The organism is Enterobacter mori (genome assembly GCF_025244905.1).
In the GTDB taxonomy this organism is placed as follows: domain Bacteria; phylum Pseudomonadota; class Gammaproteobacteria; order Enterobacterales; family Enterobacteriaceae; genus Enterobacter; species Enterobacter mori_A.
Genome location: NZ_CP104285.1, coordinates 1,448,790 through 1,474,903, shown reverse-complemented (window position 1 = coordinate 1,474,903; position 26,114 = coordinate 1,448,790). Strand labels below are relative to the sequence as shown.

The following is a 26,114-nucleotide window of genomic DNA, read 5'->3' as shown; positions in this document are numbered from 1 at the left end:
GCAATGATTTGCGCGGTGTAATTGGCGAAACATAGCCTGACTGTATCAAAGCGACAGGCGAAACCTTCTTTAATGGCGGCAGGTTATCGGGCACTATAGGTGTCATTCGCCGTCAGGCTTGTTTTTGAGGAGAGAGAAATGTTTGCAGTAATTTTTGGTCGTCCAGGGTGCCCTTACTGTGTGCGCGCGAAAGAGCTGGCTGAGAAACTGACCGAAGAGCGCGATGACTTCAACTTCCGCTACGTGGATATCCACGCGGAAGGCATCACCAAAGCGGATCTCGAAAAAACCGTCGGCAAGCCGGTTGAAACCGTACCGCAGATCTTCCTCGATCAGAAACACATTGGCGGCTGCACTGACTTTGAAGCCTACGCCAAAGAAAACCTGGGCCTGTTTGCCGCTCAGTAATGCGAAGACGCCCTCACCGCGAGGGCGTTTTTATTGCGGATGTTTGCGCCGGTGAAGCAGGCTGCGCACAAACAGATAGCAAAGCGCTCCCAGCGCACACCAGAACACCCCGCTCAGTAACCACGCCAGCTCCTGCCATAAACTTCTTGTCGGAACATACATCAGTCGCATCATCAGCAGACACAGCGGTGCTGCCAGCATGGCCCCGAGTAGAGGCTTGATCACCTCTCCTTTACGCGAAAGAAAACTGGCTGCGGCACCCGGCAGGATGAAAAAGAGCAAACCCAGTTCCGGATGACCGGACGCCCTGAATGCCCCCTTCACATTAAAAGCGAGCGACATGCAAACGACCGTAAACAGCAAAAAGCAGCTGACCACGCCCGCCCAGTTTCGTTTAATGTTCAAACTATCCTCCTGACTTATCTCTATCAAATACAACTTCGTCCAGTGGACGCCCAGTCAGATAAAGCAGTACGGCAATCCTTGCCAAAGCACGCACAGGCTGATGCGATAATAGGTGGCTGTCGGTAGCTAATACGATTAAACTAACCGCCAGCGCATGTTTTAGGGAATTTATTAGGAAGCAGGGAGTCGTAAAGTCTTTCCCTGACCCTGAAAACAGTAGCCCAAATAGTCCTTTCATTCAACAACTTACTGGTAAACAAGAAGTTAGCCTCCGTGAATATAAACGTCGCAGACTTGTTAAATGGGAATTACATCCTGTTATTATTTGTGGTACTGGCGTTGGGCCTTTGCCTGGGTAAATTGCGCCTGGGTTCAGTTCAACTGGGTAATTCCATTGGCGTTTTAGTCGTCTCTTTATTATTAGGTCAGCAGCATTTCAGTATTAACACGGATGCGCTCAACTTAGGCTTCATGCTGTTTATTTTTTGTGTTGGCGTGGAAGCGGGGCCGAACTTTTTTTCAATTTTCTTCCGCGACGGCAAAAATTACCTGATGCTGGCGCTGGTGATGGTCGGCAGCGCGCTGCTGATTGCGTTAGGTCTGGGTAAACTGTTTGGCTGGGATATCGGGTTAACGGCCGGTATGCTGGCAGGCTCCATGACATCCACCCCGGTGCTGGTGGGTGCGGGTGATACCCTGCGTCATTCCGGCATGGAGGGCACACAGCTTTCCACTGCGCTCGACCACCTGAGTCTGGGCTACGCATTGACTTACCTTATTGGCCTGGTGAGCCTGATCGTGGGTGCGCGCTACCTGCCAAAACTGCAGCACCAGGATCTACAGACCAGCGCACAGACAATTGCTCGCGAGCGCGGTCTGGATACGGACACCAAGCGTAAAGTCTATCTGCCGGTGATCCGCGCCTATCGCGTCGGGCCAGAGCTGGTGGCCTGGACCGACGGCAAAAACCTGCGTGAGCTGGGCATTTATCGCCAGACGGGCTGTTACATCGAACGTATTCGACGCAACGGCATTCTGGCAAACCCGGACGGCGACGCGGTGCTGCAGATGGGCGACGACATCGCGCTGGTGGGTTACCCGGACGCCCATGCCCGTCTCGATCCGAGCTTTCGCAACGGCAAAGAGGTGTTCGACCGCGACCTGCTCGACATGCGTATCGTCACCGAAGAGATCGTGGTGAAAAACCATAACGCCGTGGGCCGCCGCCTTGCGCAGCTGAAGCTGACCGACCACGGCTGCTTCCTCAACCGCGTGATCCGCAGCCAGATTGAGATGCCCATCGACGACAACGTCGTGCTCAACAAAGGCGACGTTCTGCAGGTCAGCGGTGACGCACGGCGCGTGAAAACCGTTGCCGACCGCATCGGCTTTATCTCCATTCACAGCCAGGTAACCGACCTGCTGGCCTTCTGCGCCTTCTTTATTGTCGGCCTGATGATCGGGATGATCACCTTCCAGTTCAGCAACTTCAGCTTCGGCATCGGTAACGCCGCCGGGCTGCTGTTCGCCGGGATCATGTTGGGCTTCCTGCGAGCGAACCATCCTACCTTCGGCTACATTCCGCAGGGCGCGCTGAACATGGTGAAAGAGTTCGGTCTGATGGTCTTTATGGCGGGCGTCGGCTTGAGTGCCGGTAGCGGCATCGGCCACAGCCTGGGGGCTGTCGGCTGGCAGATGTTGGTTTCCGGACTAATCGTCAGCCTGGTGCCGGTGGTGATCTGCTTCCTGTTCGGCGCCTACGTGCTGCGCATGAACCGCGCCCTGCTCTTCGGGGCAATGATGGGCGCGCGTACCTGTGCGCCTGCTATGGAAATCATCAGCGATACCGCACGTAGCAACATCCCTGCGCTGGGGTATGCAGGCACCTATGCTATCGCTAACGTGCTGCTCACGCTGGCGGGTACGCTGATCATCATCATCTGGCCAGGACTCGGATAAGTCTCAAGTTTGCGCGTAGTGGAAAATATTTTAGTTACGCGCAGAACTTTTTTATCAGGGGGCAGTCATAACTAGTGCCACTGCTTTTCTTTGATGTCCCCAATTTGTGGAGCCCATCAACCCCGCCGTTTTGGTTCAAGGTTGATGGGTTTTTTGTTGCCTGAAATTCCCGTACTTCTCATCTCTGCTTCTCTCCTGCAATCAAAACATATATGATTAACCATATATAAATCATTAGACCTGCAGGAAACTCCATGCTCCACCCGCTCCAGCTCTTCAAAACCCTCTCCGACGAAACGCGGCTCGCCATCGTCATGCTGCTCCGCGAAGCCGGTGAGCTGTGCGTCTGCGATCTCTGCTCCGCCACCAACGAGCCGCAGCCGAAGGTCTCCCGCCACATGGCGTTGCTGCGCGAGTCCGGGCTGGTTATCGACCGTCGTGAGGGCAAATGGGTCCATTACCGTCTCTCTCCTAACATGCCTGCGTGGGCGGCAACCGTTATCGACAACAGCTGGAACTGCCTGCGGGAAGAGACGCGCATGAAGCTGAAAAACCGACTACCGGGCGCATGCTGATCTCAATACATTCACAAAAACAGATATAAAGGTGTAAACGATGTTTCTGGCAGGAGCTATTTTTCTGTTTACGCTGGTACTGGTCATCTGGCAGCCCAGGGGGCTCAGTATCGGCTGGAGCGCCAGCATTGGCGCCATGCTGGCGCTGGTCAGCGGCGTGATTCATGTTAATGATATTCCGGTCGTGTGGAATATCGTCTGGAACGCCACGGCAACGTTTATTGCCGTCATCATCATCAGCCTGCTGCTGGATGAGTCCGGCTTTTTCGAGTGGGCGGCGCTGCACGTTGCCCGCTGGGGGAACGGTCGCGGGCGATTGCTGTTTACGTATATCGTGCTGCTGGGCGCAGCCGTGGCGGCGCTGTTTGCCAATGACGGTGCGGCACTGATCCTGACCCCTATCGTCATCGCCATGCTGCTGGCGCTGGGGTTCAGCAAGCAGGCCACGCTGGCGTTTGTAATGGCGGCAGGTTTTATCGCCGATACCGCCAGCCTGCCGCTGATTGTGTCCAACCTGGTCAACATCGTGTCGGCAGACTTCTTTAAGCTGGGGTTCAGCGAATACGCCTCGGTGATGATCCCGGTAGATATCGCCGCGATTGCCGCAACGCTGGTGATGCTGCATCTCTTCTTCCGCAAGGAAATTCCCCCAGCATATGACCTGGCAAAACTCCAGGAGCCCGCGCGGGCCATTCACGACCTCCCGACGTTCAGAACGGGTTGGATCGTCCTGCTGCTTCTGCTCGTCGGTTTCTTTGTGCTTGAATCTCTCGGCATTCCGGTCAGCGCCATTGCGACCGTCGGCGCGCTGATTTTATTCGCCGTCGCAAAACGCGGACATGCGATAAACACCGGAAAAGTGCTGCGTGGCGCACCGTGGCAGATCGTCATCTTCTCGCTGGGGATGTATCTGGTGGTGTATGGCCTGCGCAATGCCGGGCTGACGGACTCTCTCACTGGCGTACTGAATAGCCTGGCCGGGCACGGATTGTGGGCCACCACGCTGGGAACCGGTTTTATCACCGCGTTCCTGTCATCCATAATGAACAATATGCCTACGGTGCTGATTGGCGCGCTCTCTATTGATGGCAGTACGGCGACAGGATTGATCAAGGACGCGATGATATATGCCAACGTGATTGGCTGCGATCTGGGGCCGAAAATCACGCCTATCGGTAGCCTCGCCACTCTGCTCTGGCTCCACGTGCTGGCGCAGAAAAACATGACGATCACCTGGGGCTACTATTTCAGGACGGGCATCATTATGACGCTGCCGGTCCTGTTTGTGACGCTCGCCGCGCTGGCGCTACGTCTCTCCTTCACACTGTAATGAGCACTGATATGAGCCACATCACTATCTACCACAACCCCGCCTGCGGCACCTCGCGCAATACGCTGGAGATGATCCGCAACAGCGGCACGGAGCCAGAGATTATCCTCTATCTGGAAACCCCACCGTCGCGCGATAAGTTGACCACCCTGATTGCCGATATGGGCATTTCAGTGCGGGATCTGCTGCGTAAAAACGTGGAGCCCTGGGAACAGCTCGGCCTGGCTGAAGATAACTTCACCGACGACCAGCTTATTGATTTCATGCTGCAATACCCGATCCTGATTAACCGTCCGATCGTGGTGACGCCGCTGGGCACGCGCCTGTGTCGCCCGTCTGAAGTCGTCCTCGACATCCTGCCGGACGCGCAGAAAGGGGCGTTTACCAAAGAAGATGGCGAAGCGGTGGTGGACGCCAGCGGGAAAAAAATCGCCCATAAGTAGACCTCGCAGGGCGAGTGATACCTAAGGGTTCCCCTCGCCCGCAATTCTCCCCACCATCGCCCGAATCTCTTCGCGCGACAGCGGTTGCCTGTCGGTCACATAATGCAGCGTCATCCCTTCAATAAACGCATCCAGCGCGCGGGTGGTAACCGGGTCGAACCACTGCTCCAGCGTGTCCTGGCTCATCTTCATCCAGTCCTGCATCACCGCTTTAAGCGCCGGGTTGCGGTGCATAAAAGCGTACAATTGATACATCAGCGCCATGTTGTGCGGCGTGGTCACCTGCGAGCTGTGGATCAGCGTGGTGATGGATTCACACGCCATTTCCGGCCCGGTCACGCCGGCAAAGAAATCCCGGTACTGCTGCGACATCTGCCGGGTAAACCACGTAAAGGCCTCTTCCAGCAGCGATTCCATACCGTCAAAATAGTAGGTCATCGACCCCAGCGGCACGCCCGCGCAGGAGGCGATTTTACGGTGCGTGACGGCGTGAATACCGTGCTCAGCGATGGTGTCCAGCGTAGCCTGGAGTATTTTTTCCCGCCGGTGCGGATCGTTGGGTGGTCTGCTCATAAATTCCTCATCCGGTTTGTGTACAAATGTACACAAACTTGCTAGTGTTGTCGCTACTGTTGTACTTCTGGTGCTACTCCAATGACGCTGACCTCTCCCCGTAAGGCCCTGCAATTACGCATGTGGGCGCTGTTTATGTTCTTCTTTATTCCCGGGCTGCTGATGGCCTCCTGGGCCACGCGCACTCCAGCCATTCGCGATATTTTGTCCGTCTCTACCGCCGAGATGGGCATCGTGCTGTTCGGCCTGTCGATAGGCTCCATGAGCGGCATTCTCTGCTCCGCGTGGCTGGTTAAACGCTTTGGCACGCGGGCGGTGATCCGCACCACTATGTGCTGCGCGGTGTTCGGGATGATGGTGCTGAGCGTGGCGCTGTGGTTTGCCTCTCCTGTCCTGTTTGCTCTGGGGCTGACGGTCTTTGGCGGCAGCTTCGGCGCGGCGGAAGTGGCGATTAACGTCGAAGGCGCATCTGTCGAACGTGAGATGAACAAAACCGTGCTGCCGATGATGCATGGCTTTTACAGCCTCGGCACGCTGGCGGGTGCGGGCGTGGGGATGGCGCTGACGGCGTTTGGCATGGCGGCCAATCTGCATATTTTACTGGCGGCGCTGGTGTGCATTATTCCGATCCTGACGGGCATCCGGGCGATCCCGGACGGCACCGGTAAGAACTCGTCTGACGAACAGCACTCAGCAGAAAAAGGTCTGCCCTTCTACCGCGACTTCCAGTTGATGCTGATCGGCGTGGTGGTGTTGGCAATGGCGTTCGCGGAAGGCTCTGCCAACGACTGGCTGCCGCTGCTTATGGTGGACGGTCACGGCTTCAGCCCGACCTCCGGCTCGCTGATTTACGCCGGGTTTACGCTAGGGATGACGGTCGGGCGCTTCACCGGCGGCTGGTTTATTGACCGCTACAGCCGCGTGGCGGTGGTGCGCGCCAGCGCCCTGCTCGGCGGATTAGGCATCGCGATGATCATCTTTGTGGACGTGGACTGGATTGCAGGCGTTTCCGTGATCCTGTGGGGACTGGGGGCATCACTTGGCTTCCCGCTGACCATTTCCGCCGCCAGCGACACTGGCCCGGATGCGCCAACGCGCGTCAGCGTAGTGGCGACCACCGGTTACCTCGCCTTCCTGGTGGGACCGCCGCTGCTCGGTTTCCTGGGTGAGCACTACGGCCTGCGCAGCGCCATGCTGGTGGTATTAGGGTTAGTCATTATCGCGGCGCTGGTGGCGCGCGCTGTGGCAAAGCCGGAAGCAGAACAAACGACACTGGAGAAGGGATATGAGCGTTAAACTGATTGCAGTCGACATGGATGGCACCTTCCTGAGCGATGCGAAGACGTACAACCGCGCGCGTTTTCTGGCACAGTACGCGCGCATGAAGGCGCAAGGCATTCGCTTCGTGGTCGCCAGCGGCAACCAATACTACCAGCTGATCTCCTTTTTCCCGGAGATCGCGCATGAGATTGCGTTTGTTGCCGAAAACGGCGGCTGGGTCGTGAGCGAAGGTGAAGATGTCTTTAACGGTGAACTGTCGAAAGCCCATTTCGAAACCGTCGCGAACGTGTTAAATGACGTTCCAGGCATTGAGATTATCGCCTGCGGCAAAGGCAGCGCCTACACCCTTAAAGCCTATGACGAAGCCTTCATTGATATGGCCTTAAAATATTATCACCGCCTCGAAAGGGTCAGTGATTTCGATAACCTGAACGATATTTTCTTCAAGTTTGGGCTTAACGTTTCCGATGATGAAATTCCGCGTATTCAGGCGCTGCTGCATGAAAGACTGGGCGATATTATGGTGCCCGTCACAACCGGCCACGGCAGTATCGACCTGATTATCCCCGGCGTGCACAAAGCTAACGGCTTGCGCATTTTGCAGGCGCGATGGGGCATAGAAAACAGCGAAGTGGTGGCCTTTGGCGACAGCGGCAACGACGTAGAAATGTTGCGCCAGTCAGGGTTTAGCTTTGCGATGGCCAATGCCAAACCGCATATTAAGGCAGTCGCCCGGTTTGAAGCGCAGCATAACAACGATGAAGGCGTTTTAAACGTGATTGAGAAGGTGCTGAACGGGGAGGCACCGTTTAATTAATACCGAGGGGTCTGGTGCCCTGACCCCTCTCCCCTCACCCCAAAGGGGAGAGGGGATAACCAGATCAAGGTTGCAGGGCGCTTCCGACGCGTTTGTCTTTCAGGAACACCACCATTAATCCCACCCACAGCACGCCGTTGGCAAGGTTGAACAGGCTGAACAGCCCGTTGCCGCCAAAAGCGTAAGCGTGCTTGCTCACCTCAATACCGACGGTAAAAATCAACATCTGCAGCATGCCCATCGCCGCTGAGACGGTGCCTTTACTCATTTCGCTGGCAAACAGCGTCAGGCGCACCAGCCCGGCGTTCGCCACGCCGATACCAAAGGCGTAGATGCTCAGCCCGGCCGTCATCCATAAATAAGCGTGAGATGACGCGACGGTTGCCACCGCCGCCAGAATCAGCCCTGCCGCAATCGGCCAGCCGCCCATAATAATCAGCGAGCGAACGGTGCGGCGCGACGTCAGACGTGCCAGCACGAGGTTACCGGCGATCAGCGCGCCAAAGATCGGCACCTGCAGCAAACCGTACTCATAACTGCTGAGCTTCTCACCGCTGATGATAATGACCGGCGACTGAGCAATCCACGCCAGCAACGGCAGGCTGACAAAGCCCGTCGCCAGCGCGCCCGCGACAAAGCGGCCATTCTTCAACACGTCTTTATAGTCACGTCCCAGCTCTTTCAGGGAGAGCTTTTCACCCAGACGCGTAGCCGTTTCCGGCATCGCGCGGTGCAGACCAAAGAAGGAGATGGCAGCAAGGGCGGCGAAGAGTACGAACATCCCCTCCCACGGCGCAACGTGTACCCAGGCAGCACCCACCAGCGGTCCCAGCAGCGGCGCAATCAGCGCCACGTTCGCCATCAGCGCGGTGATTTTGATACACACCGCCTCTTCAAACGACTCCTGAATAGCGGCATACCCCACGGCGCCGATAAAGCACAGGCTCACCCCCTGCAGGAAACGCAGCAGGGTAAATTGTTCAATGTTTTGCGCCAGCAGCGTGGCAAGACAGGTGACGATAAACCACACCACGCCGGTCAGCATCACCGGACGACGATCAATACGGTCCGACAGCGGCCCTAACAGCCACTGTAAAAACATGCCGCCCGCCAGATAGGCGGTCATAGAGGTCGGCACCCACTCGATACCCGCGTTGTACTGTTCTACCACGGCCAGCATACCGGGCTGGATCATATCGTTGCCGATATAGGTAGAGAATTCGTAGAGCACCAGACACAGAGGGAAAAGTAACGCCTGACGTCCCAGACGATTACCGGAAGAAGAACGGTTTAACATGCAATCTCTTTATGATGAAAAAATCGCGATGAGTGTAATGAATTGCCGCAGCCTGAGATAGCAAATTAACGATAATAAACAGAAATAAAGCACTTATCGTCGTCGTTTAAGGTTTCCTTAAGTTGACAGATTTATGATAGCCCTATTTCACGTTACTGACCCCAATTATGCCATACACCTTCAGTGCTTCAGAATTGTCTAAGTTACCGTCAAATAAGACAAAACAGCTTTACCGTTTACCCGCACGCTTTTATGGTTATCAGCTTTTCGTGCTGATTGTCCTCGCCGTCCTGTTTACCTGGCTTTCACGCGACGAAACGCTCGACAGATGGATCACCGGTTTCTGGTATGACGCAGCGACGCATCATTTTCCGTTGCAGCAGAACCCCTTGCTGGACCTGCTCAATCATCGGCTGGCGAAATACGTCTCCATCGCTCTGGCTGCGGTTGCGCTGATTTACGGTGTCGCCAAGCGCAATGCCCGACTGCTCACGGCCGCGCTTCTGATGGGGCTGGGTGCGCTGGTTGTCGGCGTGCTGAAAAGTAGTAGCCACCATAGCTGTCCGTGGGATCTGGTGGAGTATGGCGGAAAGGCGGTTTCTTACCCCCTGTTTAGCGCGGTGCCGGCAGACAGCGGACCGGGCCGTTGCTTCCCGGGCGGCCACTCGTCAAGCGGCTTTATGGTGATGGGGCTGTTTTTTGCCTTCTGGCGCGAACGTCCACGTCTGGCCTGGAGTTTTGTCGTGCTGGGTGCGGTATTGGGGCTGGTGATGGGCTACGGTCAGGTCATGCGCGGGGCGCATTTTTTTTCTCACAACCTGTGGGCTGGGTGGTGGGTATGGTTTTCCCAGGTGGTGGTCTATGGCCTTGTTTCCGCCTGGTTTGCGAAAGAGTGACGACATTATGTTAGAGAATCTGAACTACGGACTGTTTTATTTCATCAACGCCACGCCAGCCTCGCCGGAATGGATGATTGATTTCGCCACCTTTGTTGCCAGAGATCTGATCTCGATTGTTCCTGTACTGGCCGTTGTTCTCTGGTTGTGGGGTCCACGCAAAGAGGTCACTGCACAGCGCCAGCTGGTGATCAAAGTGGCGATGGCCATCGGTGTCAGCGTAGTGACCAGCTATCTGCTGGGACATGCCTTCCCCCACGACCGTCCGTTCGTCGATCATGTTGGCTATAATTTCCTGCACCACGCGCCTGACGACTCCTTCCCAAGCGATCATGGCACCGTGATTTTCACCTTCGCTCTGGCGTTTCTGTTCTGGCATCGCCTGTGGTCTGGCGCAGTTCTGATGGGTATCGCGCTGGCCATCGCCTGGTCCCGCGTTTATCTTGGCGTTCACTGGCCGCTGGATATGGTGGGCGGTTTCCTGGTGGGGCTGATGGGCTGCGTGAGCGCGGCGATCCTGTGGAGCCTCTTTGGCCCGACGCTTTACCGCGGGCTGTCTCAGCTGTATCGCGTGCTGTTTGCCCTCCCGATCCGCAAAGGCTGGATACGTGACTAATCCCGGTCCGGCAGGTTACACTTGAACCCCCGCCCTGCGGGGGTTCACTTTTTCATCCTGAGGATCTATGGAAACACGACGCGATGACCGCATTGCTCAGCTGCTCCAGGCGCTGAAGCGCAGTGATAAACTGCACCTCAAGGAAGCCGCCACGCTGCTCGGCGTCTCTGAGATGACCATTCGTCGGGATCTTAACAGCGACAGCGCCCCCGTTGTGCTGCTGGGCGGATACATCGTCCTCGAGCCGCGTAGCGCCAGCCACTACCTGATCAGCGATCAAAAAACGCGTCTGGTGGAAGAAAAGCGCAAAGCGGCACGGCTCGCAGCCTCTCTGGTGCAGCCGCATCAAACCCTGTTTTTTGACTGCGGCACTACCACACCCTGGATCATCGAAGCCATCGAAAGCAGCCTCCCGTTTACCGCCGTGTGCTACTCACTGAACACCTTTCTGGCGCTGCAGGAGAAACCCGAATGCCGGGTGATCCTTTGCGGCGGTGAGTTCCACGCCAGTAACGCCATTTTCAAGCCGCTGAATCTTCATGACACGCTGAGTAATTTATGCCCGGATATCGCGTTTTATTCTGCAGCAGGGGTGAACGTGCATCAGGGCGCGACCTGCTTTAACCTGGAAGAGTTACCCGTGAAGCACTGGGCGTTAAATGCCGCGCAGTATCATGTGCTGGTGGTGGACCACAGCAAGTTTGGCAAGGTGCGTCCGGCAAGAATGGGCGAGCTGGCGCAATTTGACGCTATTGTGAGCGATTGCCGCCCGGATGACGAGATCGTGGCCCACGCGAAGGCGCAGCAGGTGAAGTTGATGTATTAAACGGGGTGCGGCCTGATGCCCACACCCCGGCCCTCTCCCACAGGGAGAGGGAGAAAATCCACAAGGTTTAGCTAAACCAGCTGCCAAACCACCCGTGGAATTTCATCAGTACGAAATCCCACATCCGGCTGAAGAATCCGCCCTCTTCTACCGCTTCCATCACAATCAGCGGACGCTGTTCAATCGACTTGCCGTTAAGCTGGAAATCAATCGTCCCGACGACCTGGCCTTTTTTCAGCGGAGCCGTGAGCTGCGGGTCGGTCAGGGTGAAGCTGGCTTTCAGGTTTTTCAGCTGACCGCGCGGAATGGTCACTGAACCGGCCTCACCAGCGCCCAGATTCACCTCGCTCTTATCGCCAAACCAGACGCGCTGGCTGACGAACGTGGCATCCGGCTTAATCGGCGTCACGGTTTCAAAGAAGCGGAAGCCCCAGGTCAACAGTTTTTCTGATTCGTTAAAACGGATACGGTCGGTTTTGGTGCCCAGCACCACCGACACCAGGCGCATATCGCCCTGGGTAGCGGAAGCAACCAGATTGTATCCCGCGCCCGCCGTAGTGCCGGTCTTCATCCCGTCCACGTTGACGTTGCTGCTCCACAACAGACGGTTGCGGTTCTGCTGACGGATTTTATTGAAGGTAAACTCTTTCTCTTTATGGATCGCGTATTCGTCCGGTACGTCGTGGATCAACGCTTTCCCCAGCAGCGCCATGTCACGCGCGGTGCTGAACTGTCCCGGCGCATCGAGACCGTGTACCGTTTTAAACGTGGTGTTGGTCAGGCCCAGTTTTTGCGCATAGCCATTCATCAAACCAATAAACGAATCCTGGCTGCCCGCAACGTAATCGGCCAGCGCGATACATGCATCATTTCCCGACTGAATGATCACCCCTTTATTCAGATCGGAAACGGAGACCTGATCCCCGGGCTTCAGGAACATGACCGACGAGCCCCGCAGCGCCGGGTTACCGGTCGCCCAGGCGTCTTTCCCGACGGTGACCATATCATCAAGCTTAATTTTGCCTGCTTTCAGCGCCTGACCCACCACGTAGCTGGTCATGATTTTAGTCAGGCTGGCCGGATCGAGTTTTTCGTCGGCATTCCCTTCCGCCAGCACTTTACCGCTGGCGTAGTCCATTAAGATCCAGGCGCGGGCATCCACCGGTGGCGCTTCGGGCGCCGCCTGTTCCGCCGCGTAGAGCGTTGGGGCAAAAAGGAAGAGGAGTGCAGAGCCTGCCGCCAGGCTGCGCAGAGAAGTCATTTTTCGCGTCATAAATGCCACCCGAGTGTCCATTCAAAAAATTACGTCACATCACCGTGTCGCAAGAAGCGATGAGTAATAGCGCACTAAAACGGTTAAAGAAACCCAACCAGGGTAAAGTTATTAAAGTTTATGCAATAACATTCATTTACGCTTTGATTCAGGCGATTTTTTTGTCTTCTGTTGCGTAATTGTTAGGTTTATCTCACCATGGCGAAAAGCTGACTCGGATTCACATCTCATCGGGAGTAAATATGATTACGCTGTGGGGCAGGAACAACTCAACCAACGTGAAGAAAGTGCTCTGGACGCTGGAGGAACTGGATTTACCCTTTAATCAAATCATGGCTGGCATGTCGTTCGGCGTGAACAAAGAGGCCGACTATCTGGCGATGAACCCGAACGGGCTGGTGCCGCTGCTGCGCGACGATGAGACCGATGCCACGCTGTGGGAGTCCAACACCATTGTCCGTTACCTTGCCGCGCAGTACGGTCAGGGCCGTCTGTGGGTAGAGAGCCCGGCCCAGCGTGCTCAGGGTGAGAAGTGGATGGACTGGGCAAACCAGACGCTCTCTCCCACCCACCGCGTGATCCTGATGGGGCTCATCCGCACGCCTGAACCTGAACGTGACTACCCCGCTATTCATGCCGCCCAGGACGCCTGCGAAAATCTGTTTGCGATGATGGATGACGAGCTGGCGAAGCACACATGGTTCTCAGGCGACGCGTTCGGCGTGGGCGATATTGCGGTTGCGCCATTCGTCTGGAATCTGACCAATATGGGTCTGAAATGGACGCCGCGCCCTCATCTCGACCGCTGGCTTCAGCAGCTCAGCGAACGCCCGGCGTACCGTAACTCGGTGATGATCCCGGTTACCTGATTACGTGCCGGACGGGCTGACTTTCAACAGCTGCCCGTCCGTCTCGTCGGTCAGGACATATAAATAGCCGTCCGGCCCCACCCGCACATCGCGAATACGTCGATCTCTATCACCCAGAATGCGCCCGTCTTCCGTTACCTTATTGCCGTCGATGCTCAGCACGATGACGTCTTTCTCCTTCAGCGCACCGATAAACAGTTTGTTTTTCCACTGCGGGAAGACGTCGCTGTTGTAAAACGCCATGCCGCTCACCGCAGGGGAAACCTTCCAGACAAACAGCGGTTTTTCCGTTCCCTCCGCGTGCTCGCCTTTGGCTTCCGGAATTTTCAGGCCGCTGTAGTTAATGCCGTGAGTCGCCAGCGGCCAACCGTAATTCTTCCCTTTTTCCGGGATGTTGATTTCATCCCCGCCGCGCGGGCCGTGCTCGTTAAGCCACAGCGTGTCGCTCCACGGGTTCATAGCCATCCCCTGCGGGTTACGAATGCCGTAGGACCAGATTTCAGGCCGCGCGCCGGAGGTATTCACAAACGGGTTATCCGGCGGCACCTTCCCGTCTTCCGTCAGGCGCACCACTTTGCCCTGAAGCTTGTCCAGATCCTGCGCCGTCGGGCGCTGGTTGTTTTCACCCAGACCAATAAAGAGATAGCCTTTGCCGTCGAACACCAGCCGACCGCCAAAATGGTTCCCGGTGGAGAGTTTCGGCATCTGGCGGAACACCACCTGGAAAGCTTCAATGCGCGACAGATCGTCGCTCAGCCGACCGTAGCCCACCGCCGTTCCCGCTTTCCCGTCATTACCCACTTCGGCATAGCTCAGCCAGATGCGTCGCGATTGTTCAAAATCAGGTGCCAGCACCACGTCCAGCAAACCGCCCTGGCCGTTTGCCCACACCTTGGGCACGCCAATAATCGGGTCGGACAACCCTTTCCCGGCCTGCCAGCGTTTCAGCTGGCCGCCTCTGAGCGTGATGAGCACACCTTTATCGTCCGGCAAAAAGGCCAGTGACCAGGGGTGATCGAGTCGGTTTTGCAACACCTCGACCTTTACTGCGTCAGGTGCAGCGAGAAGAGAAAAAGGGAAAAATAACGCAGGCAGTAAAATCAGCGAGGATCGATGCATAACGCGCTCCTTTATCGGCATATGGCATAAAGATTAGCCACAACGTTCGGGCGCGTTACCACTTTTACAAAAGCTTAATCAGAAGGGGGAGTTGCCTCCCCCGGGCTCAGTGCTGGGCAAGCTTCGCATGCTCGTTCAGACACATGATGCAAAGAGAGAGCGTTGTCAGGCAGTTTTCAAGCTTCTCCGCGTTAACAGCGATAAAATTCGGGCAGTCGTGGCGTCCGTTCATCAAACATACCCCTGCAATGGAGAGCACCTCAGCGGCGCGGCGCAGCGCCATTAGCTCGCTTTCGTCGTATTCCGCTTTCAGGGTCGGTGCTTTTTCACGCATGAAATTGCAAAGTTCAAACAGATTATCACGCAGATGTTCGCTTTCGCTGACTGACATATAGCCTTTTGCCTTCCTGAGCTGCAGATAGGCGGCCAGGTCGATTCGGGCGTTGATCAGCTTGTTAAGCAGATCGCGTTTCAGTCTGTCAACGGACATGCTATTTCCTCCTCTGTCAGTCATGTTGCACATTCAGAATAAGTTCATTTTTTGTACAGTTTAATGCCTGAGATCAATAATTCTTAACTGATTAACATTCTTTACAATGTTACAACCTCTCCTCGCTGCATCCACCCTATAAAGAGTGTATAAATCCCCCGCGATACGCTGTAAAATCCCGCCCTGATAACTCCATAATTGATGAATTTTTAACCTATGAGCAATGTTACGCACCAGCCGAAAATCGGCTTCGTCTCCCTCGGCTGCCCGAAAAACCTGGTGGATTCCGAACGCATCCTGACCGAACTTCGTACCGAAGGCTATGACGTGGTGCCAAGCTACGACAATGCCGACATGGTGATCGTCAACACCTGCGGTTTTATCGACAGTGCGGTTCAGGAGTCCCTGGAAGCCATCGGTGAAGCCCTGACCGAAAACGGCAAAGTGATTGTCACCGGCTGCCTGGGCGCGAAAGTGGATCAGATCCGCGAAGTGCATCCGAAGGTGCTGGAGATCACCGGCCCGCACAGCTACGAGCAGGTGCTGGAACATGTTCATCACTACGTGCCAAAACCAAAGCACAACCCGTTCCTGAGCCTGGTGCCGGAACAGGGCGTGAAGCTGACGCCGCGCCACTACGCGTACCTGAAAATTTCCGAAGGCTGTAATCATCGCTGCACCTTCTGCATCATACCGTCCATGCGTGGCGATCTGGTGAGCCGTCCGATTGGCGAAGTGCTGGCGGAAGCCAAACGTCTGGCTGACGCGGGCGTGAAGGAGCTGCTGGTCATCTCCCAGGACACCTCAGCCTACGGCGTGGACGTTAAGCACCGTTCCGGTTTCCACAACGGTGAGCCGGTAAAAACCAGCATGGTGGGCCTGTGCGAGCAGCTGTCTAAACTCGGTATCTGGACGCGTCTGCACTACGTCTACCCGTACCCGCACGTTGACGACGTGATCCCGCTGATGGCGGAAGGCAAAATTCTGCCGTACCTGGATATCCCGCTGCAGCACGCCAGCCCGCGTATTCTGAAGCTGATGAAGCGCCCTGGCTCGGTTGACCGTCAGCTGGCGCGCATCAAGCAGTGGCGTGAAATCTGCCCTGACCTGACCCTGCGCTCCACGTTTATCGTCGGCTTCCCGGGTGAAACCGAAGAAGATTTCCAGATGCTGCTCGACTTCCTGAAAGAAGCCCGTCTGGACCGCGTTGGCTGCTTCAAGTACAGCCCGGTAGAAGGCGCAACCGCCAACGAACTGGCGGATCAGGTGCCGGAAGAGGTAAAAGAAGAGCGCTGGAACCGCTTCATGCAGCTGCAGCAGCAGATCTCTGCTGAGCGCCTGCAGGAGAAAGTGGGCCGCGAAATTCTGGTCATCATCGATGAAGTGGACGAAGAAGGCGCGATTGGCCGCAGCATGGCGGATGCCCCTGAAATCGACGGCGCGGTGTACCTGAACGGCGAAACCAGGGTTAAGCCGGGTGATATTATTCGCGTGAAGGTTGAAAACGCGGATGAGTATGACCTGTGGGGTAGCCGGGTTTAATTAACTTCTCCCCCCCTCACCCTAACCCTCTCCCCACAGGGGAGAGGGGACTGCTCGGTGCGGTTTTTCACCCTCGCCCCTTTGGGGAGAGGGCCGGGGTGAGGGGTGCGGAGCCCGCAAAAACCTACCCCTTTATCCTCGGATCCAGCGCGTCGCGCAGCCCGTCACCCAGCAGATTAAACGCCAGCACGGTCAGGAAAATCGCCAGGCTCGGGAAGATCGCCACGTGCGGCGCAATCACCATATCTGCCCTCGCTTCGTTCAGCATCGCACCCCACTCCGGCGTTGGAGGCTGAGCCCCTAACCCCAGAAACGACAGGCTGGCCGCCGAGATAATCGACACGCCGATACGCATGGTGAAATAGACCACGATGGACGACACCGTACCCGGCAGAATATGGCTGAACAAGATCGTGGCATCGCTGGCCCCCATACTGCGGGCGGATTCAATAAAGGTCTGCTGTTTCAGCACCAGCGTATTGCCGCGCACCAGACGGGCAAAGGCCGGAATCGAAAAGACCGCGACCGCAATAATGACGTTCGCCATGCCGCTGCCCATGATCGCCACCACGGCAATCGCCAGCAGAATGCCGGGAAAGGCAAACAGCACGTCGCAGATGCGCATGATGATGCGGTCCCACCAGCCTTCGTAATACCCGGCGACGAGACCCAGCACCGTGCCGATTGCCGCGCCGATTAATACCGCAAAGACCCCGGCAGCAAGTGAGATCTGCGCTCCCACCAGCACGCGGCTGAAGATATCCCGCCCGAGCGAATCCACGCCGAACCAGTGCATCATCGACGGCCCGTCGTTCAGGCGGTCATAGTCAAAATAGTTTTCCGCATCAAACGGCGCGACCCACGGCGCAACGATCGCCACCACAATCAGCAGCAAAACAAACAGCCCCGCCGTCATCGCGACAGGCTGACGGCGAAAACGCCGCCAGAATTCAGACCACGGCGTGCGGATGTGCTCCGGCTTTAGCCCCGGCATAGCGTTTAATACGGCCTGACGACGCCAGTTCAACAATCGCATCTTACTTGTACCTGATGGCCGGGTTAATGGCGGCGTAAAGCACGTCCACCACTAAGTTGATAAGAATAAACTCCAGCGAGAAAAGCAGGACTTCAGCCTGAATAACCGGATAATCGCGCATGTCGACCGAATCGACCAGCAGACGCCCCAGCCCAGGCCAGTTGAAGACCTTCTCCACCACAATAGAGCCGCCCAGCAGGAAGCCAAACTGCAGCCCCATCATGGTTACCACCGGGATCATCGCGTTGCGAAAACCGTGCTTGAGAATGACCCACTTCTCGCTGACTCCTTTCGCCCGCGCGGTGCGGATGTAGTCTTCGCTCAGCACGTCAACAAACGAGGCGCGGGTAAAGCGCGCCATCACCGCCGCCACGGCTGCGCCAAGGGTCATCGATGGGAGAATATAGTGCTTCCAGGTATCCGCGCCCACGGTCGGCAGCCAGCCCAGCTCGACGGAGAAGATCTGCATCAGCAGCATCCCGAGGGCGAATGCCGGGAAGGAGATACCGGTCACGGCCAGCGCCATACCCAGTTTATCCGGCCAGCGGTTGCGCCAGACGGCGGCGACAATCCCCGCACCGAGACCAAACACCACCGCCCAGCCCATGCTGGCAAGGGTTAACCAAAAGGTCGGCATAAAGCGGCTGGCAATCTCTTCCGACACCGGGCGACGCGACACCATTGAGGTGCCAAAATCGCCCTGCAGCACGTTGCCCATATAGTGCAGAAACTGCATATAGAGCGGCCTGTCGAGACCCAGCTGCTTGCGCACCAGTTCAATAACGGTCGCATCCGCTTCAGGCCCGGCAACCAGACGCGCCGGATCCCCCGGCAGCATATGGACAAACAAAAACACCAGCACCGCCACAATCAGCAGCGTCGGGATAAGCCCCAGCAGGCGTTTACAAACATAATTCAGCATGAGTGTTATTTTAAATCCGCGTCGTCAAAGCTAAAGCCCGTATCCGGCATAATATAGAACCCGGTCAGCGCTTTGTTATGGGCGGAGACCAGTTTTTCTACCACCAGCGGCACCCACGGCGACTCTTTCCAGATGATATCCTGAGCATCTTTATACAGCCGCGCTTTCTCCTCCGGTTTGGTGGTTTTCAGCGCGTCAGACAGGTCTTTATCCACCTGCGGGTTGCTGTAGAACGCGGTATTGAACAGCGTTGGCGGCCAGTTCTGTGAGGCAAACAGCGGTGACAGCGCCCAGTCGGCTTCACCGGTAGAGGCGGTCCAGCCGGTGTAGAACATCCGCACGCCGCTCTCTTTCTGCCCTTTGCCCTCCACTTCTGCCGCACGCTGTCCGGCATCCATCGCGGTCACCTGCGCTTTGATGCCGACCTGCGCCAGCTGCTGCTGGGTAAACTGCAGCACCTTCTGAGCGGTACTGTGGTTATGCGACGACCACAGCGTGGTGCTGAAGCCGTTCGGGAAGCCCGCCTCTTTCAGCAGCTCGCGCGCTTTGGCCGGATCGTAAGGCCAGGGCTGGTAGCTTTGCGCATAGGCGATAGCCGGCGGCAGCACGCCGGTCGCCGGGGTGGCATAGCCCGCAAAGGCCACTTTCACCAGCGCCTGACGGTTAATGGCGTAGTTGATGGCTTCACGCACCTTCGGGTTATCGAACGGTTTTTGCGTGACGTTCATGCTGATGTAGCGCTGCATGATTGACGGGCTGGCAACCAGCTCCAGCTTGCTGTTTTTAGCCAGCAGCGCTGCCTGCTCGTACGGGATCGGGAAGGCAAACTGCGCCTCGCCGGTTTGCAGCATCGCCGCGCGGGTGTTGTTATCCGCCACCGGGCGCCAGGTTATGGTGTCGAGCTTCGGCAAGCCCTGCTGCCAGTATCCGGCGAATTTCTTCACCTTCACAAAATCAGTCTGATTCCAGGTAAGCAGTTCATACGGGCCGGTGCCGACCGGGTGGAAGCCGATCTCTTTGCCGTATTTCTTCAGCGCCGCAGGCGAAATCATTGCCGTCGCCGGATGCGCAAGAATATTGATAAATGCGGAGAACGGCTCTTTAAGGGTGATCTTCACGGTTGCTGGGTCGACCGCCTCGGTACTGGCGATGTTTTTATACAGGTTGTAGCGCTTGAGGCTATTTTCCGGGTTGCTGGCGCGGTCGAGGTTCACCTTTACCGCCTCCGCGTTGAAATCCGTGCCGTCCTGGAACTTCACCCCAGAACGCAGCTTGATGGTATACACCAGCCCGTCGTCCGAAACGGTATAGCTCTCCGCCAGCACGTTTTTGAGCTTCATCTCTTTATCCAGGCCAAACAGCCCCTGATAGAACGATTTCGCCACCGCCTGCGACAGCGTGTCGTTAGCATCATACGGATCGAGCGTCGTAAAATTAGAGCCGACCGCCACGACCACGTCTTTGGCAGCGAACGCGGGGGCGACGGCCAGCGCCGCCGTCACGCTCGCGGCTAACAGCCATGTCCGAGCAACAAATTTAACCATTGTGTTCTCCTGCCTGGTGTACGTTATAACCGCGAGAATGCATTGTCCTGACGCGGTGGTGCGACAAAATGACCGGGGCCAACTTCCCGAAGCGTGACGCGCTCCAGGGTTTCGCCCCGTTTACGAATATTGCTCGGCATTTCATCCTGCAGCAGCACGCGCTGGGCGTGGTGATGCGCAGGATCGGCAACCGGCACAGCGGCCATCAGCTTGCGGGTGTAGGGATGCTGCGGGTTTTCAAATACCGCCCGCCGTGGGCCAATCTCAACAATTTGCCCCATATACATCACCGCAACACGGTGGCTGATACGCTCCACCACCGCCATATCATGTGAGATAAACAGGAAGGCAATGCCCATATCCCGCTGTAAATCGAGCAATAAATTGATGATTTGCGCGCGGATAGAGACATCCAGTGCCGAAACGGACTCATCCGCAATCACCACTTTTGGATTCAGCGCCAGCGCCCGCGCAATGCAAATGCGCTGCCGCTGTCCGCCGGAAAACTCATGGGGATAACGCCAGGCATGTTCAGGCTTCAGCCCGACGCGCTCCAGCAGCCAGGCGACGCGACGCTGCGCCGCGTCCCCGTCGAGCAGGTTATGCACCCGCAGCGGCTCCATGATCGAATACCCCACCGTATGACGCGGATCGAGAGAGGCATAGGGATCCTGGAAAATAAACTGAATATCCCGACGCACGGCCTGCAGCTTGCTGTCTGGCAGGGTGTCGATACGTTCCCCGTTAAAGGTAATGGTCCCGGCCTGGGTCTCCACCAGCCTGAGCAGCGCGCGTCCGGTGGTGGATTTACCGCAGCCCGACTCTCCCACCAACGCCAGCGTTTCGCCCGGCCAGAGATCAAAACTGACGTTTTCCACCGCATGGACTTCGCGCTTCACGCGGTTGAACACCCCGCTGCGCAGCGGAAAACGCGTCACCAGATCGCGGACTTCCAGAATGGGCCTGCCCGGCACCACCGTATCTTGCTCGGTTTCGGCCGTCTGCACGCCCACCTCGCCCTGAGCCATCAACGGAAAGCGGCGCGGTAAATCGCTGCCGTTCATCGCTCCAAGGCGCGGCACCGCCGCCAGCAGCGCTTTGGTGTAAGGATGAACAGGCGCATGAAAAATTTGCTCAACCGTGCCCGTCTCCACGGCGTGCCCCTGATGCATCACCAGTACGCGATCGGCGATATCCGCCACCACGCCCATGTCGTGGGTGATAAAAATCACACCCATCTCCATCTCCTGCTGCAGCACTTTGATCAGCTGCAGGATCTGCGCCTGAATCGTCACGTCCAGCGCCGTTGTCGGCTCGTCGGCGATCAGCACCGCCGGACGGCACGAGAGCGCCATCGCAATCATGACGCGCTGGCGCATCCCCCCGGAAAGCTGATGCGGGTAGCGCCCCAGAATGGCCTGCGCTTCAGGAATGCGCACCCTCTCCAGCATCCGCTTCGCTTCGAGGAGCGCTTCATCGCCGCTTAACCCCTGATGCAGGCGGATGGACTCGGCAATCTGCTCGCCCACCGGAAAAACCGGGTTCAGCGAGGTCATCGGCTCCTGGAAAATCATGGCGATATCCGCCCCACGCACGCCCTGCATCTGCGAACCGCTTAGCTCATTCAAATCAATGACCTGACGGTTACGGCGGCGCAGAAGCATTTTCTCGCTGCTGAACTGCCCGCCCGTTTGCTCCAGCAGACGCATCAATGCCAGTGCGGTAACCGATTTACCGGAACCAGACTCACCGACAATGGCCAGCGTTTCGCCGCGATGCAGCGAAAGCGATAAATTCTGTACTGCGGGGATGAACTGCCGCTCCTCCTGAAACGCAATATTCAGCTGATGGACAGCCAGCACCTGCCGGTTGTCCAGCTCTTCACTGTGCGGCACGTTTTGCCCCCTTATTCACGATAGATCCCCGTACTGGGCTCATCACCGGCATAGCCCCAGGCGCGGTACATCCCTTCGCTGTTAAACGGCAGGGCCACGTTGCCCTCACGATCCACCGCAATCAACCCGCCGACGCCGCCAAGCGCGGGGAGTTTTTCCATTACCACGCGTTCGCAGGCCTCGCTCAGGCTTAATCCGCCGTAATCCATCAGCGCGGTGATGTCATAGGCCGCGAGGGCGCGAATAAACACTTCGCCGGTTCCGGTACAGGACACGGCGGCCGTGGCGTTGTTGGCATAGCACCCTGCGCCGGGCAGCGGGCTATCGCCGACGCGCCCGGGCAGCTTGTTGGTCATCCCACCCGTTGACGTCGCCGCCGCGAGGTTTCCGGCTTTATCGAGCGCTACTGCACCGACCGTACCCATTTTGGTGGTTTCATCCAGCGGCGCGACATGGTCAAGCTGCGTCTTGCCTGCCGTACGGGCGTCCAGCAGTTGCTGATAGCGCTCCTCCGTGGAAAAAAGATCGGGCGATACCGGTTCCATCCCGTGTTCGAAGGCAAACGTCTCCGCCCCTTCGCCCGCCAGCAGGACGTGCGGGCTCGCGTCCATCACCAGACGCGCCGCCAGCACCGGGTTGCGCAGACGGCTGACGCCCGCCACGGCGCCCGCTTTGAGGGTAACGCCGTCCATCACGCAAGCATCCAGCTCGTGCGATTCATCCCGGGTAAAGACCGAACCGATCCCCGCATTAAACAACGGGCACTCTTCCAGCAGACGCACCGCCTCGGTGACCACATCCAGCGCGCTCTCGCCCGCTTCCAGCATCCGCTGGCCTGTTTCCACAATGGCGTACAGCGCGTCAATGTAGCGCTTTTCCTGCTCGGGACTGAGCTGTGCACGGGTGATTGCCCCGGCGCCACCATGAATTGCGATTACCGCATTAACCATTTCGCATCACCCGTTAGCCTGATTTGCGGCTTTTTCTATAAATATCATTATCGTCGACGAAACTTCAGATGATTTTTGAATATAGAAAGACGCAACTGTGATGTAAAGCGTACACCCATCGGGTCATACAGTTAGCCGCACTTTTCTGCCATAATGGGCGCTTTCGTTGTTACTCCGCAGGAGCCCACCATGGATTTTACCGCCGGACTGATGCCGCTTGAGACGGCACTCACGCAGATGCTTGACCGCATTACCCCACTGCATGAGGTTGAAACGCTGCCGCTTGTGCGCTGTTTTGGCCGTATTGCCGCGCGCGATATTGTCTCTCCGCTTAACGTACCGGGGTTTGATAACTCTGCAATGGATGGTTACGCGGTGCGCCTGGCGGATCTCCAGACGGGTAACGCCCTGCCTGTGGCAGGTAAAGCCTTTGCGGGTCAGCCGTTTAGCGGGGAATGGCCTGCGGGCACCTGCGTGCGCATCATGACCGGGGCGCCGGTTCCGGCTGGCTGCGACGCCGTGGTGATGCAGGAAGAGACCGTACAGACCGACGACGGCGTGCGTTTTACCGCGAACGTTAAAGCGGGCCAGAACATCCGCCGCACGGGCGAAGATATCACCCTTGGCGCGACGGTCTTTTCTGCCGGGCAGAAGCTGACGGTAGGTGAACTGCCGGTGCTGGCGTCGCTCGGCGTGGCTGAAATCGACGTTATCCGTAAAGTGCGCGTGGCGGTGTTCTCCACCGGCGATGAACTGCAGCTTCCGGGCCAGCCGCTGCAGGACGGCCAGATTTATGATACCAACCGCCTGGCGGTACACCTGATGCTGGAGCAACTGGGCTGCGACGTGATTAACCTCGGCATCATTCCTGACGATCCGGAAAAACTGCGCGCCGCGTTTATCGAGGCGGATAACGCAGCCGACGTGGTCATCAGCTCCGGCGGCGTCTCCGTGGGTGAAGCGGATTACACCAAAACCATCCTCGAAGAGCTGGGCGAAATCGCCTTCTGGAAGCTGGCGATCAAGCCGGGCAAACCGTTCGCCTTTGGGAAACTTCAGCACAGCTGGTTCTGCGGCCTGCCGGGTAACCCGGTCTCGGCGGCACTCACCTTCTACCAGCTGGTGATCCCGCTGCTGGCAAAGCTTTCCGGCAACAAGGCTAACCCGCTGCCGGAACGCCTGCGCGTGCGTGCCGCCACGCGGCTGAAAAAATCACCGGGCCGTCTCGATTTCCAGCGCGGTATTCTGGCGCGCAACGCGGACGGTGAGCTCGAAGTGAGCACTACCGGGCACCAGGGCTCTCACATTTTCAGCTCCTTCAGCCAGGGCAACTGCTTCATCGTGCTGGAGCGCGAGCGCGGCAATGTAGAAGCCGGCGAATGGGTTGAGGTCGAGCGTTTTAACCACCTGTTCGGAGGCTGACATGACGGTGGAGCTGAGCGACCCGGAGATGATGCGCTACAACCGCCAGATTGTGCTGCGCGGGTTTGATTTCGAAGGTCAGGAAGCACTCAAGGCGGCCAGCGTGCTGGTCGTCGGGCTGGGCGGGCTGGGCTGCGCCGCCGCGCAATACCTTGCCGCGGCGGGCGTGGGAAGCATGACGCTGCTGGATTTCGATACCGTGTCGGTGTCCAACCTGCAGCGCCAGACGCTGCACTGCGACGCGACGGTGGGCCAGCCGAAAGTGGAATCCGCCGGAACTACGCTGGCGCGCATCAACCCCAACGTTCAGTTCACTCTGATTGACGCGATGCTGGATGACGACGCGTTGTCGGCGCAGATTGCGCAGCACGACCTGGTGCTGGACTGCACCGATAACGTCGCCGTCCGTAACCAGCTGAACGCAGGCTGTTTTGCTCATAAAACCCCGCTGGTCTCCGGCGCGGCGATCCGCATGGAGGGGCAAATCAGCGTCTTCACGTACGCCGAGGGTGAACCCTGCTACCGCTGCCTGAGCCGTCTGTTCGGTGAGAATGCGCTGACCTGCGTTGAGGCCGGCGTGATGGCGCCGTTAGTCGGCGTGATTGGCGCACTGCAGGCGATGGAAGCGCTCAAAGTGCTGGCGCACTACGGCACGCCTGCTGCAGGGAAGATTGTGATGTATGACGCGATGACCTGCCAGTTCCGCGAGATGAAGCTGATGCGTAATCCGGGGTGTGAGGTGTGTAGTCAGTAAAAAGTCGGGTGGCGGCTTCGCCTTACCCGACCTACGATTTTCTCCTGCTCCCCGTGGGAGAGGGCCGGGGTGAGGGCATCAGCCCGCACATATCAGATCGACGTCCGCCCAAACGCGCCCTGCCAGTCCTGCTCAAACTTCACAATCGCAGCGTCTACCGCAGGAGAAGTAATAAACTGCTGCGCCACGTCCAGCGGCAGCGTGATGGACTCGCAGCCTGCCAGCAGGCAGTCCAGCGCCTGACGCGGCGTTTTGAAGCTCGCGGCCAGCACTTTTGACTGCGGGGCGTGCAGTGTCAGCAGCTGTTGCAGTTCAACCACGGTCTGGATCCCGTCCCCGCCCTGCGCGTCCACGCGGTTAACGTAAGGGGCCACATACTCCGCCCCCGCCAGCGCGGACAATATCCCCTGCGCGGCACCGTAGACCGCCGTGCCCAGCGTCGGGATCCCTTCGACTTTCAGCATCTTAATCGCCGCCAGCCCTTCTGCGGTCACCGGCACTTTCACCACCAGGTCGTTAATAATGGCGCGCAGCTTACGCGCGTCTTCCACCATCCCTTCGGCGGTGGTCGCCATCACCTGGGCGAACAGACGGCCCTTGCCGCCCAGCGCGTCGTGCAGCGCGGGCAGCAGTTCGTCGATCGGCGTTTTACCGGCAGCAACGATGCTTGGGTTGGTGGTCACGCCCGCCAGCGGGAAGATACGAGCCAGCTTTTTAACTGCCGCAACGTCAGATGTGTCGAGATAAAGTTCCATGATGTCACCCTCAAAATTAGCCTGCACTTACCCTATCACGACAAAACCTGCTCAAGAGTTGACCTGCATCAAGATAACTTTCATTCGAAAGTAATTTAATCTTCATATGCAAGATGA

Annotated in this window: 26 protein-coding genes; 14 read left to right on the top strand and 12 right to left on the bottom strand. The window is 57.5% G+C overall.

Features of this window, described 5'->3' with window-relative positions; all coding sequences use genetic code 11:
* Window positions 1-138 precede the first annotated feature (138 nt).
* Window positions 139-408, top strand: a complete 270-nt coding sequence (locus N2K86_RS06920; protein ID WP_010429050.1) for a GrxA family glutaredoxin — start codon at window positions 139-141, stop codon at window positions 406-408.
* A 30-nt stretch (window positions 409-438) separates the two neighbouring features.
* Here N2K86_RS06920 and N2K86_RS06915 read toward each other — a convergent pair whose 3' ends face one another.
* Window positions 439-813: an inner membrane protein YbjM gene (locus N2K86_RS06915; RefSeq protein ID WP_042716356.1), complete on the bottom strand. Its 375-nt coding sequence runs from the start codon at window positions 811-813 to the stop codon at window positions 439-441.
* 273 nt (window positions 814-1,086) lie between these two features.
* Between N2K86_RS06915 and N2K86_RS06910 the strand changes: the two genes are divergently transcribed.
* From N2K86_RS06910 to arsC, 4 genes are all read left to right on the top strand, one after another.
* Window positions 1,087-2,772 (top strand): aspartate:alanine antiporter, encoded by a 1,686-nt coding sequence (locus N2K86_RS06910; RefSeq protein WP_260660938.1) that lies wholly within the window; start codon window positions 1,087-1,089, stop codon window positions 2,770-2,772.
* 254 nt (window positions 2,773-3,026) lie between these two features.
* Window positions 3,027-3,347: a metalloregulator ArsR/SmtB family transcription factor gene (locus N2K86_RS06905; protein WP_260660937.1), complete on the top strand. Its 321-nt coding sequence runs from the start codon at window positions 3,027-3,029 to the stop codon at window positions 3,345-3,347.
* Window positions 3,348-3,387: 40 nt separating this feature from the next.
* Window positions 3,388-4,677, top strand: coding sequence for an arsenic transporter (locus N2K86_RS06900; protein WP_260660936.1), 1,290 nt, complete (start codon window positions 3,388-3,390; stop codon window positions 4,675-4,677).
* An 11-nt stretch (window positions 4,678-4,688) separates the two neighbouring features.
* Window positions 4,689-5,120 (top strand): glutaredoxin-dependent arsenate reductase, encoded by a 432-nt coding sequence (arsC, locus tag N2K86_RS06895; RefSeq protein WP_260660935.1) that lies wholly within the window; start codon window positions 4,689-4,691, stop codon window positions 5,118-5,120.
* 21 nt (window positions 5,121-5,141) lie between these two features.
* Here arsC and N2K86_RS06890 read toward each other — a convergent pair whose 3' ends face one another.
* On the bottom strand, window positions 5,142-5,693 hold the full coding sequence (locus N2K86_RS06890; RefSeq protein WP_260660934.1) for a TetR/AcrR family transcriptional regulator: 552 nt from the start codon (window positions 5,691-5,693) through the stop codon (window positions 5,142-5,144).
* 81 nt (window positions 5,694-5,774) lie between these two features.
* Between N2K86_RS06890 and N2K86_RS06885 the strand changes: the two genes are divergently transcribed.
* Complete coding sequence (locus N2K86_RS06885) at window positions 5,775-6,989, top strand: MFS transporter (protein ID WP_260660933.1); 1,215 nt, start codon at window positions 5,775-5,777, stop codon at window positions 6,987-6,989.
* The gene (locus N2K86_RS06880) at window positions 6,979-7,791 is read left to right on the top strand and encodes a Cof-type HAD-IIB family hydrolase (RefSeq protein WP_260660932.1); all 813 of its coding nucleotides are present in this window, start codon (window positions 6,979-6,981) and stop codon (window positions 7,789-7,791) included. Before N2K86_RS06885 ends, N2K86_RS06880 begins: the two co-directional genes overlap by 11 nt.
* Before the next feature lie 64 nt (window positions 7,792-7,855).
* Here N2K86_RS06880 and N2K86_RS06875 read toward each other — a convergent pair whose 3' ends face one another.
* Window positions 7,856-9,088, bottom strand: coding sequence for an MFS transporter (locus N2K86_RS06875; RefSeq protein WP_260660931.1), 1,233 nt, complete (start codon window positions 9,086-9,088; stop codon window positions 7,856-7,858).
* 167 nt (window positions 9,089-9,255) lie between these two features.
* On the opposite strand from N2K86_RS06875, the gene N2K86_RS06870 reads away from it, so the two are divergent.
* The 3 genes from N2K86_RS06870 to deoR all read left to right on the top strand — a co-directional run bounded on the left by N2K86_RS06870 (window position 9,256) and on the right by deoR (window position 11,426).
* Entirely contained in the window at window positions 9,256-9,984 is a 729-nt protein-coding gene (locus tag N2K86_RS06870; protein WP_260660930.1) for a phosphatase PAP2 family protein, read from the top strand.
* Between the two features lie 7 nt (window positions 9,985-9,991).
* Window positions 9,992-10,600, top strand: a complete 609-nt coding sequence (gene ybjG / locus N2K86_RS06865) for an undecaprenyl-diphosphate phosphatase (protein WP_260660929.1) — start codon at window positions 9,992-9,994, stop codon at window positions 10,598-10,600.
* A 67-nt stretch (window positions 10,601-10,667) separates the two neighbouring features.
* A complete protein-coding gene (deoR, locus tag N2K86_RS06860) occupies window positions 10,668-11,426 on the top strand; it encodes a DNA-binding transcriptional repressor DeoR (protein ID WP_260660928.1) in 759 nt (252 codons plus the stop codon).
* A 67-nt stretch (window positions 11,427-11,493) separates the two neighbouring features.
* Here the strand turns inward: deoR and dacC are convergent, their stop codons facing one another.
* Window positions 11,494-12,699: a serine-type D-Ala-D-Ala carboxypeptidase gene (gene dacC / locus N2K86_RS06855; RefSeq protein ID WP_260660927.1), complete on the bottom strand. Its 1,206-nt coding sequence runs from the start codon at window positions 12,697-12,699 to the stop codon at window positions 11,494-11,496.
* Between the two features lie 242 nt (window positions 12,700-12,941).
* On the opposite strand from dacC, the gene N2K86_RS06850 reads away from it, so the two are divergent.
* The gene (locus tag N2K86_RS06850) at window positions 12,942-13,568 is read left to right on the top strand and encodes a glutathione S-transferase family protein (protein WP_260660926.1); all 627 of its coding nucleotides are present in this window, start codon (window positions 12,942-12,944) and stop codon (window positions 13,566-13,568) included.
* On the opposite strand, the gene N2K86_RS06845 is transcribed toward N2K86_RS06850, so the two are convergent.
* Both N2K86_RS06845 and bssR read right to left on the bottom strand, forming a co-directional pair.
* Window positions 13,569-14,687 carry a PQQ-dependent sugar dehydrogenase gene (locus N2K86_RS06845; protein ID WP_260660925.1) on the bottom strand — a complete coding sequence of 373 codons (1,119 nt, stop codon included), beginning with the start codon at window positions 14,685-14,687 and terminating at the stop codon, window positions 13,569-13,571.
* Window positions 14,688-14,793: 106 nt separating this feature from the next.
* Window positions 14,794-15,177: a biofilm formation regulator BssR gene (gene bssR / locus N2K86_RS06840; protein WP_108415945.1), complete on the bottom strand. Its 384-nt coding sequence runs from the start codon at window positions 15,175-15,177 to the stop codon at window positions 14,794-14,796.
* 216 nt (window positions 15,178-15,393) lie between these two features.
* Here bssR and rimO point away from each other — a divergent pair, with 216 nt between their 5' ends.
* Window positions 15,394-16,719 (top strand): 30S ribosomal protein S12 methylthiotransferase RimO, encoded by a 1,326-nt coding sequence (gene rimO / locus N2K86_RS06835; protein ID WP_260660924.1) that lies wholly within the window; start codon window positions 15,394-15,396, stop codon window positions 16,717-16,719.
* Between the two features lie 124 nt (window positions 16,720-16,843).
* Here rimO and gsiD read toward each other — a convergent pair whose 3' ends face one another.
* From gsiD to iaaA, 5 genes are read right to left on the bottom strand one after another with little or no spacing between them, the layout of a single operon-like run.
* Window positions 16,844-17,755 carry a glutathione ABC transporter permease GsiD gene (gene gsiD, locus N2K86_RS06830; protein WP_010429000.1) on the bottom strand — a complete coding sequence of 304 codons (912 nt, stop codon included), beginning with the start codon at window positions 17,753-17,755 and terminating at the stop codon, window positions 16,844-16,846.
* A 1-nt stretch (window position 17,756) separates the two neighbouring features.
* Complete coding sequence (gene gsiC, locus N2K86_RS06825) at window positions 17,757-18,677, bottom strand: glutathione ABC transporter permease GsiC (RefSeq protein ID WP_108415931.1); 921 nt, start codon at window positions 18,675-18,677, stop codon at window positions 17,757-17,759.
* Between the two features lie 5 nt (window positions 18,678-18,682).
* Window positions 18,683-20,221 carry a glutathione ABC transporter substrate-binding protein GsiB gene (gene gsiB, locus N2K86_RS06820; RefSeq protein WP_260660923.1) on the bottom strand — a complete coding sequence of 513 codons (1,539 nt, stop codon included), beginning with the start codon at window positions 20,219-20,221 and terminating at the stop codon, window positions 18,683-18,685.
* A gap of 23 nt (window positions 20,222-20,244) precedes the next feature.
* Window positions 20,245-22,116, bottom strand: coding sequence for a glutathione ABC transporter ATP-binding protein GsiA (gene gsiA, locus N2K86_RS06815; RefSeq protein ID WP_260660922.1), 1,872 nt, complete (start codon window positions 22,114-22,116; stop codon window positions 20,245-20,247).
* A gap of 11 nt (window positions 22,117-22,127) precedes the next feature.
* Window positions 22,128-23,066 carry a beta-aspartyl-peptidase gene (iaaA, locus tag N2K86_RS06810; RefSeq protein WP_260660921.1) on the bottom strand — a complete coding sequence of 313 codons (939 nt, stop codon included), beginning with the start codon at window positions 23,064-23,066 and terminating at the stop codon, window positions 22,128-22,130.
* A 189-nt stretch (window positions 23,067-23,255) separates the two neighbouring features.
* Between iaaA and moeA the strand changes: the two genes are divergently transcribed.
* Window positions 23,256-24,488, top strand: coding sequence for a molybdopterin molybdotransferase MoeA (gene moeA / locus N2K86_RS06805; protein ID WP_260660920.1), 1,233 nt, complete (start codon window positions 23,256-23,258; stop codon window positions 24,486-24,488).
* A gap of 1 nt (window position 24,489) precedes the next feature.
* Complete coding sequence (moeB, locus tag N2K86_RS06800; RefSeq protein ID WP_260660919.1) at window positions 24,490-25,242, top strand: molybdopterin-synthase adenylyltransferase MoeB; 753 nt, start codon at window positions 24,490-24,492, stop codon at window positions 25,240-25,242.
* 92 nt (window positions 25,243-25,334) lie between these two features.
* On the opposite strand, the gene fsa is transcribed toward moeB, so the two are convergent.
* Complete coding sequence (fsa, locus tag N2K86_RS06795; protein WP_260660918.1) at window positions 25,335-25,997, bottom strand: fructose-6-phosphate aldolase; 663 nt, start codon at window positions 25,995-25,997, stop codon at window positions 25,335-25,337.
* Window positions 25,998-26,114 lie beyond the last annotated feature (117 nt).

Excerpts from the sequence above, each read along its gene's own strand:
- N2K86_RS06900 (WP_260660936.1), top strand. The coding sequence starts at position 3,388 with ATGTTTCTGGCAGGAGCTATTTTTCTGTTTACGCTGGTACTGGTCATC.
- arsC (WP_260660935.1), top strand. The coding sequence starts at position 4,689 with ATGAGCCACATCACTATCTACCACAACCCCGCCTGCGGCACCTCGCGC.
- bssR (WP_108415945.1), bottom strand. The coding sequence starts at position 15,177 with ATGTCCGTTGACAGACTGAAACGCGATCTGCTTAACAAGCTGATCAAC.
- dacC (WP_260660927.1), bottom strand. The coding sequence starts at position 12,699 with ATGACGCGAAAAATGACTTCTCTGCGCAGCCTGGCGGCAGGCTCTGCA.
- N2K86_RS06870 (WP_260660930.1), top strand. The coding sequence starts at position 9,256 with ATGCCATACACCTTCAGTGCTTCAGAATTGTCTAAGTTACCGTCAAAT.
- N2K86_RS06890 (WP_260660934.1), bottom strand. The coding sequence starts at position 5,693 with ATGAGCAGACCACCCAACGATCCGCACCGGCGGGAAAAAATACTCCAG.
- iaaA (WP_260660921.1), bottom strand. The coding sequence starts at position 23,066 with ATGGTTAATGCGGTAATCGCAATTCATGGTGGCGCCGGGGCAATCACC.
- N2K86_RS06880 (WP_260660932.1), top strand. The coding sequence starts at position 6,979 with ATGAGCGTTAAACTGATTGCAGTCGACATGGATGGCACCTTCCTGAGC.
- gsiB (WP_260660923.1), bottom strand. The coding sequence starts at position 20,221 with ATGGTTAAATTTGTTGCTCGGACATGGCTGTTAGCCGCGAGCGTGACG.
- N2K86_RS06885 (WP_260660933.1), top strand. The coding sequence starts at position 5,775 with ATGACGCTGACCTCTCCCCGTAAGGCCCTGCAATTACGCATGTGGGCG.
- gsiC (WP_108415931.1), bottom strand. The coding sequence starts at position 18,677 with ATGCTGAATTATGTTTGTAAACGCCTGCTGGGGCTTATCCCGACGCTG.
- ybjG (WP_260660929.1), top strand. The coding sequence starts at position 9,992 with ATGTTAGAGAATCTGAACTACGGACTGTTTTATTTCATCAACGCCACG.
- moeA (WP_260660920.1), top strand. The coding sequence starts at position 23,256 with ATGGATTTTACCGCCGGACTGATGCCGCTTGAGACGGCACTCACGCAG.
- gsiD (WP_010429000.1), bottom strand. The coding sequence starts at position 17,755 with ATGCGATTGTTGAACTGGCGTCGTCAGGCCGTATTAAACGCTATGCCG.
- N2K86_RS06920 (WP_010429050.1), top strand. The coding sequence starts at position 139 with ATGTTTGCAGTAATTTTTGGTCGTCCAGGGTGCCCTTACTGTGTGCGC.
- N2K86_RS06875 (WP_260660931.1), bottom strand. The coding sequence starts at position 9,088 with ATGTTAAACCGTTCTTCTTCCGGTAATCGTCTGGGACGTCAGGCGTTA.
- rimO (WP_260660924.1), top strand. The coding sequence starts at position 15,394 with ATGAGCAATGTTACGCACCAGCCGAAAATCGGCTTCGTCTCCCTCGGC.
- moeB (WP_260660919.1), top strand. The coding sequence starts at position 24,490 with ATGACGGTGGAGCTGAGCGACCCGGAGATGATGCGCTACAACCGCCAG.
- N2K86_RS06850 (WP_260660926.1), top strand. The coding sequence starts at position 12,942 with ATGATTACGCTGTGGGGCAGGAACAACTCAACCAACGTGAAGAAAGTG.
- deoR (WP_260660928.1), top strand. The coding sequence starts at position 10,668 with ATGGAAACACGACGCGATGACCGCATTGCTCAGCTGCTCCAGGCGCTG.
- N2K86_RS06845 (WP_260660925.1), bottom strand. The coding sequence starts at position 14,687 with ATGCATCGATCCTCGCTGATTTTACTGCCTGCGTTATTTTTCCCTTTT.
- fsa (WP_260660918.1), bottom strand. The coding sequence starts at position 25,997 with ATGGAACTTTATCTCGACACATCTGACGTTGCGGCAGTTAAAAAGCTG.
- N2K86_RS06905 (WP_260660937.1), top strand. The coding sequence starts at position 3,027 with ATGCTCCACCCGCTCCAGCTCTTCAAAACCCTCTCCGACGAAACGCGG.